Origin of the sequence: Streptomyces populi (assembly GCF_002911015.1) — a bacterium.
Lineage (GTDB): Bacteria > Actinomycetota > Actinomycetes > Streptomycetales > Streptomycetaceae > Streptomyces > Streptomyces populi.
This window is the reverse complement of record NZ_KZ626913.1, coordinates 36,701-43,286: the sequence shown is the minus strand read 5'-3', so window position 1 is coordinate 43,286 and position 6,586 is coordinate 36,701. Positions and strand designations below refer to the sequence as shown.

Annotated in this window: 7 protein-coding genes; 2 read left to right on the top strand and 5 right to left on the bottom strand. The window is 70.8% G+C overall.

Annotated features, from left to right (window positions below):
• On the bottom strand, positions 1 to 876 hold an 876-nt coding region (locus tag CW362_RS29595; protein WP_103552672.1), incomplete at its 3' end, for a methyltransferase domain-containing protein.
• A 131-nt stretch (positions 877 to 1,007) separates the two neighbouring features.
• On the opposite strand from CW362_RS29595, the gene CW362_RS29590 reads away from it, so the two are divergent.
• Positions 1,008 to 1,412 (top strand): globin, encoded by a 405-nt coding sequence (locus CW362_RS29590; RefSeq protein ID WP_037618889.1) that lies wholly within the window; start codon positions 1,008 to 1,010, stop codon positions 1,410 to 1,412.
• Positions 1,413 to 1,469: 57 nt separating this feature from the next.
• On the opposite strand, the gene CW362_RS29585 is transcribed toward CW362_RS29590, so the two are convergent.
• Genes CW362_RS29585 through ettA form a run of 3 tightly spaced genes read right to left on the bottom strand, consistent with a single transcriptional unit; the run spans position 1,470 to position 4,291 of the window.
• Complete coding sequence (locus tag CW362_RS29585; protein ID WP_103552671.1) at positions 1,470 to 2,213, bottom strand: DUF8010 domain-containing protein; 744 nt, start codon at positions 2,211 to 2,213, stop codon at positions 1,470 to 1,472.
• Complete coding sequence (locus CW362_RS29580; RefSeq protein ID WP_103552670.1) at positions 2,210 to 2,620, bottom strand: acyl-CoA thioesterase; 411 nt, start codon at positions 2,618 to 2,620, stop codon at positions 2,210 to 2,212. The genes CW362_RS29585 and CW362_RS29580 overlap by 4 nt, the downstream gene beginning before the upstream one ends.
• A 6-nt stretch (positions 2,621 to 2,626) precedes the next feature.
• Positions 2,627 to 4,291: an energy-dependent translational throttle protein EttA gene (ettA, locus tag CW362_RS29575; RefSeq protein ID WP_103552669.1), complete on the bottom strand. Its 1,665-nt coding sequence runs from the start codon at positions 4,289 to 4,291 to the stop codon at positions 2,627 to 2,629.
• A 284-nt stretch (positions 4,292 to 4,575) separates the two neighbouring features.
• On the opposite strand from ettA, the gene CW362_RS29570 reads away from it, so the two are divergent.
• A complete protein-coding gene (locus CW362_RS29570; RefSeq protein ID WP_103552668.1) occupies positions 4,576 to 5,253 on the top strand; it encodes a DUF6928 family protein in 678 nt (225 codons plus the stop codon).
• Between the two features lie 672 nt (positions 5,254 to 5,925).
• Here CW362_RS29570 and CW362_RS29565 read toward each other — a convergent pair.
• A complete protein-coding gene (locus tag CW362_RS29565) occupies positions 5,926 to 6,462 on the bottom strand; it encodes a hypothetical protein (RefSeq protein WP_103552667.1) in 537 nt (178 codons plus the stop codon).
• Positions 6,463 to 6,586: the final 124 nt, after the last annotated feature.

The following is a 6,586-nucleotide window of genomic DNA, read 5'->3' as shown; positions in this document are numbered from 1 at the left end:
CGTGTAGGCGTCGTGCGGATCCAGGCGGTCCGCCGTCAGGGCGAGCAGGAAGCGGAACAGGTCGTCGCTCCGGGCCCGGCGCGGCACCCCGCCGGTCCGGACCGGCTCCGGCCCCGGTCCGGACCGGGTGGAACCCCGCAGCGGCACGAAGAAGGCCGAGGTGTGCAGGAAGTGCCCCTCGGCGTGATCGGGGCCCCGGACCTCCAGCGCGATCAGACCGGTGGCCAGCGGCGCCAGGACACGGGCTCCGGGAGCGCATTGGGCGAGCCAGGGGCGGGGGATCGTGGTCAGCGTGCAGGTGGCGATGATCCGGTCGAAGGGGGCCCGCTCGGGAACCCCGCGGGCCCCGTCGCCGGTGACGACGGTCGGGTGGTACCCGGCGGCGGCCAGGTGCTGCCGAGCGGCCTCGGTGATCTCCGGCTCGAGGTCGACGGTGGTCACCAGGCCGTCGCCGAGGCGGTACGCGAGCAGGGCCGCGTTGTAGCCGGTCCCGGCGCCGATCTCCAGGACGGCGTCCCCGTCCCGCACCTCCAGCTCGGCCAGCATCGTCGCCATCAGCGACGGCTGGCTGCTGGAGGAGACCAGTTCCCCGTCCTTCACCCGGGTCGCCAGCGGGGTATCCGCGTACGCGCCGCGCAGCCAGCGGTCCCTGGCCCGGGGGTCCGGGTCCTCGCCCCACAGGCGCTCGTAACCGCCGACGGCGCCGATGTAGTAGTACGGCACGAACAGGTGGCGCGGGACGGCCTCGAAGGCCTCCCGCCAGACGGGATCGCTCGCCCAGGCCCCGCTCCGGTCGATCTGGCGCACCAGGGACGCCCGCGCCAGTTCGGCGGGGTCCCCGGATCCGGGACCGGTTTCGAGAGCGTGCGCGCCCATACCTCCACTGTGCTGCCGAACGGGCCGCGAGGCGAGTGCCGGACCGGCCGGTCCGGAGCCACCGCTTCCGGGTCCGCGTGAGTGGACCCAAGCCTTGAGTCCTAGGTCGCCCCGTCTGAGAACATGGGTGCGTGAAAGAGATTCGGCGCGGCACCCTTCAGGAGCAGACCTTCTACGAGCAGGTCGGCGGCGAGGAGACCTTCCGGCGCCTCGTGCACCGTTTCTACGAGGGTGTCGCCGGGGATCCGCTGCTGAAGCCCATGTATCCCGAGGAGGACCTGGGCCCGGCCGAGGAACGCCTCACGCTGTTCCTGATCCAGTACTGGGGCGGCCCGACGACGTACAGCGAGAACCGCGGCCACCCCCGGCTGCGGATGCGGCACGCCCCCTTCAAGGTCGACCAGGCCGCGCACGACGCCTGGCTGAAGCACATGCGGGTCGCCGTGGACGAGCTCGGCCTCTCCGAGGAGCACGAGCACACGCTGTGGAACTACCTGACGTACGCGGCCGCCTCGATGGTGAACACCGCGGGCTGACCACCGGTCCCGGCGCCGGGCACCGTGCACCGGCGACCGGCGACCGGCGCACGAGGATCAGTGAACGCTGACGCCCAGCGCGCCGAGTCCCGCCCGGCGGACGGCGATCGCCCCGAACGGGGTCCGCAGGCGCAGCCAGGCTCCGGACGAGTACAGCGCCAACGGGCTGTCGTCCGGCGCCCCGGCGCCCGACGGGCTCCCGCCGGAGAGGGCCTGTCCCGCGGCGGACACCGCCGCGGACGGGACGGGCCGCAGGAATCCCAGGGACTGCGCGGCGTGCGCGGCCCGCACGGGAAGCCCGGTGTCACCGATCGACCGGGACCATATCTCCCGCCCGATCCGGTCGAGTTCGGCACGGGTCCGCAGCTCGGGGGCCAACTCCTCGGTGCGCGAACGGAATTCGGCCACCGCGGCGGCGACCATCGCCCGTACGGCGTCCGGGGCGGGCAGCCCCGGCTCCTGCCGCCAGCCGCCGCGGGGCGGCAGGACCCCGGCCCACGGGGGCCCGGTGACGGCGGCCGGGACACCGGCGGTGGCCGCGGACTCCTCGACGGACTCCAGGAGTTCACCGGCGGAGACGGTCACGTCGAGGGTGACGTCGGAGCCGTTCCCGTACGGCCCGGCGAGCCGCGCCGTACGGATCGCGAGGACCTCGAACGACGGCGGCCGGCCGAAGACCGCGAGCGTGGTGCCGCCCGCCTTGAGGCGCACGGCGGCCGCGCGGTCGTAGTGGACGAGCCGCGAGAGGAAGGCGGCCAGATCGGCCGCCTCCCCCGCGTCGGCGAGGTGCAGGACGGTCATGCCGCGACGGCCTCGTCCTCGTCGTCGCGGTACGACTCCAGGAAGTCGCGCTCCTCGGCCGTGATCCGGCGAGGACGCTGCTGCTCGAAGTCGAACGGCACGATCACCGTCGAGGCGGTGACGTAGACCTGGTCGGGGTCCTTGACCTCGTAGGTGATCGTGAAGGACGCCGCCCGGATCTGCGTCACCCAGAGCTCGATGTCCACCGGCGCGTGCCGGTGGACGAGCTGCCTCTTGTAGTCGATCTCGTGGCGCGCCACCACGGACCCCTGCTTGAAGTCCTTCTCCGGGCGGAACAGGAAGTCGATACGGGCTTCCTCCAGGTACCGGAGGAACACCACGTTGTTGACGTGGCCGTACGCGTCCATGTCCGCCCAGCGCAGCGGGCAGCGGTAGATGTGCCGCAAGATCGATCAGCCCCGGGTCAGCTTCTTGTAGGTGGCACGGTGCGGGCGCGCGGCCTCGGCGCCGAGCCGCTCGATCTTGTTCTTCTCGTACGACTCGAAGTTGCCCTCGAACCAGAACCACTTGGACTCACCCTCGTACGCGAGGATGTGGGTCGCGACCCGGTCCAGGAACCAGCGGTCGTGGGAGACGACCACGGCCGCCCCCGGGAACTCCAGCAGCGCGTTCTCGAGCGAGGACAGCGTCTCGACGTCGAGGTCGTTGGTGGGCTCGTCGAGGAGCAGGAGGTTGCCGCCCTGCTTGAGGGTCAGCGCGAGGTTGAGGCGGTTGCGCTCACCACCGGAGAGGACGCCGGCCGGCTTCTGCTGGTCGGGGCCCTTGAAGCCGAACGCGGAGACGTAGGCGCGGGAGGGCATCTCGACCTGGCCGACGTTGATGTAGTCGAGCTCGTCGGAGACGACGGCCCACAGCGTCTTCTTCGGGTCGATGTTCTCGCGGCTCTGGTCGACGTACGAGATCTTGACGGTCTCGCCGACCTTGATCGAGCCGGAGTCCGGGGTCTCCAGACCCTGGATCATCTTGAAGAGCGTGGTCTTGCCGGCGCCGTTCGGGCCGATGACACCGACGATGCCGTTGCGCGGCAGGGTGAAGCTGAGGTCGTCGATGAGGACCTTGTCGCCGAAGGCCTTGGAGAGGTTGTTGACCTCGACGACGACGGAGCCCAGGCGCGGGCCCGGCGGGATCTGGATCTCCTCGAAGTCCAGCTTCCGCATCTTGTCGGCCTCGGCCGCCATCTCCTCGTAGCGCGCGAGACGGGCCTTGGACTTGGCCTGACGCCCCTTGGCGTTGGACCGCACCCACTCCAGCTCTTCCTTGAGCCGCTTGGCGCGCTTGGCGTCCTTCTGGCCCTCGACCTTCAAGCGGGAGGCCTTGTTGTCGAGGTACGTGGAGTAGTTGCCCTCGTACGGGATGGCGCGGCCGCGGTCCAGCTCCAGGATCCACTGGGCGACGTTGTCGAGGAAGTACCGGTCGTGGGTGACGGCGACGACGGTGCCGGGGTACTTCGCGAGGTGCTGCTCCAGCCACTGCACGGACTCGGCGTCCAGGTGGTTGGTGGGCTCGTCGAGGAGCAGCAGGTCGGGGGCTTCCAGGAGCAGCTTGCACAGCGCGACGCGACGGCGCTCACCACCGGAGAGGTTGGTGACGGGCCAGTCGCCGGGCGGGCAGCCGAGGGCGTCCATGGCCTGCTCCAGCTGGGTGTCCAGGTCCCACGCGTTGGCGTGGTCCAGGTCCTCCTGGAGCTTGCCCATCTCGTCCATGAGGGCGTCGGAGTAGTCGGTCGCCATCAGCTCGGCGACCTCGTTGAAGCGGTTCAGCTTGCCCATGATCTCGGCGGCGCCGTCCTGGACGTTCTGCAGAACGGTCTTGGACTCGTCGAGCGGGGGCTCCTGGAGCAGCATGCCGACGCTGAAGCCGGGCGACAGGAACGCGTCACCGTTCGACGGCTGCTCGAGGCCCGCCATGATCTTGAGAACGGTGGACTTACCGGCACCGTTGGGACCGACCACACCGATCTTGGCGCCAGGCAGGAAGCTCAAGGTGACGTCGTCGAGGATCACCTTGTCGCCGTGCGCCTTGCGCGTCTTGCGCATGGTGTAAATGTACTCAGCCAAGAGAAACCGTCCGGACGCTTGAAATCGGCAGTGGGCAGATACACCCCATCTTGCCTGACGGCTACCCCTCGGGGGAAACCCGTTCGGCGGGGGGCCTCTGACCTGCGGTTCCGCCGCTGACCTCTGTGGATCACCTGTCACTGTCGGTCGCCATCGGTCGTCCTCGGCGCCCCTCGGACGGCCCAGGGACGGCCCGGCCGGACCCGCGCGGACGAGCCACCTCCGTTGTCAGTGGGCGCGGCTACGGTTCCCCACCAGCGAGGGCAACATCCGGGGGAGGGGCTGTGGGAGCCAAGACGGGCTTTCTGGTGTACGCCGACGGCGACGTGCCGGGGCTGCTGCGAGAAGTGGGCACGGCGGACCTCGAACGGACGGCCGGCATGATGCGGCGGCTCTACCCGGGCTGGGAGATCGAGGAGAGCAAGGGCTCGAATCTCTGGAGCGGCGTGTATCCCCCCGAGGGGACGGCGTACGCGGCGAGCTGGCCCGGCGTGGAGGTCGTCGGTGATCAGAGGGTGATGATCGATGCCCCCTCCGAACTCCCGGAGCACCTGGTGGCGGCGAGCGCCGGCCGACGGCTCGTGCTGCACGCCATGCACAGCGTCGTGGACTGGCTCGCGTTCGCCGTGTGGGAGGACGGCCGGCTCGTCCGATCCCTGAGCCTGTCCCCCGACAGCGGCGTCATCGAGAACATCGGCGAACCCCTCCCCTTCGAACTGCCCTACTGGGCCGGAGACCGCCCGGCCGACGTCATCCCCTGGCCGGACGAGGACGAAGAGCCGTACCCCCTGCCGTTCCACCCCCTGGAACTGGGCGAAGACGCGCTGAGAGCGCTCTGTGGTTTCGTCCGGGAGGGCCGCCCCGAGCCCGACGACATCGACGCGGGCACCATCCGGCTGCACGGCTTCCGGGTCCGGGACCCGCACGGCCCTGATCCCGCGGAGCGGGAAGCGGCCCTGTGAAGGACCGTGGAAGCCCTGGGTCGCCGCGTTTCTCACCTGCTCCGACGGTCGACGGACGTCCACGCCGGTCCGCCGCCACCTCGACCGGGAGGTACCGGCCCTGCTCCACCGGGGCGCCCGTGCGGTCGGCCGGCTTGGCGCTGCGGCGCAGCGGCGTGATCCAGTTCTGTCCGCCGAGGGTGGTGAAGCGCCAGGCGAAGCCCTGGTCGTCGGTGAGCAGGCCCGTGCATCCGTCGCCGCCGTGCACCGCGTGGACGTCACCGACCTGGCGTCCGTCCACCGACTGCACGGTGTGCACCGACGCCGTCTCCAGCGCCTTGTCCACACGGGCGGAGATGCGGTCCACCCACTGTCCCTGGATACCGTTGGGCTTGCCGTCCGAACCGTCGCGGCCGGACTTGCCGCCGGCGTCGTCACCGCCCGACGAGCAGCCGACCGCCAGGGCAAGGGCGGCCGGACCGGCCCCGAGCCCGCACAACACCCGTCCGCCGCGCCTCGCCCCGGTCAAAGCACCACCATCCCCATGAGTCTCGTACGACGTTCACGGAGATCACTGGAGCCCCCGTTCCGAAAACGCCCACGCGGGCCGCGGCCGAGCCGGGAACGCGAGGGTTCACCGGGGCCACGCCCCGGGTTCCCCTCTGCTCCCCTCGCGGCCCGTGAGCGCTCGGCTCACCGGTAGTCCTCCGGGTGGCCCTGCATCCAGGCATTGATCTTGTCCCGCGTTCCGATGAGCAGGTCCTGGTGCTTCTTGAGGTTCTCGAAGGATCTGTCGCCGCCCAGTCCGGTCCGGAGGTCCGCGATCCACGCACGGGGCTCCTTGAAATGTCCAGGACCTTGGGGATCCGCTTCCATCGCCTTGTCGAGGGTGCCGAGTTCGTCGAACACGCGCCCGAGGAAGTACTCGCAGTTCCCCGGAGTCGTGCACCCGTCGTTGTAGGTGGCCTGGAGCCGGGCGAACACGTCGCGGACCTTCTCGACATCGGCTCCCGGCGCCGGTTGCGCCGTGCTCGGGGCGGGCACCCCCTCGGTCGCGGGGGCCGCTGCCGACTCACGGGAGGCCGATGCCGTCTTGCGGACCTCCCGGACGGGGGACTCCCCGTCGCCCGGGGGCGCGCCCTGGCCGCCGGAGCAGGCGAGCGCCGAAGACGCGAGGAGCACCACGAGCGAGGAAGCGCCGAAGACGTGCCGTACACGTATGCCGATCATGCTCCCTACGACGCCTCGGACGGCTCACCGGTTGTACCGCCCGCCGGAGTCTCGCCACGCCCTCCCCCACGCGGGCACATCATCGCCTTCGAGCGCCCGTGGCACGCCCGTGAACCGGTTCCAC

What these genes read in the sequence shown, in the direction of transcription:
- CW362_RS29585 (WP_103552671.1), bottom strand. Translation starts at nt 2,213, where the DNA reads ATGACCGTCCTGCACCTCGCCGACGCGGGGGAGGCGGCCGATCTGGCC.
- CW362_RS29565 (WP_103552667.1), bottom strand. Translation starts at nt 6,462, where the DNA reads ATGATCGGCATACGTGTACGGCACGTCTTCGGCGCTTCCTCGCTCGTG.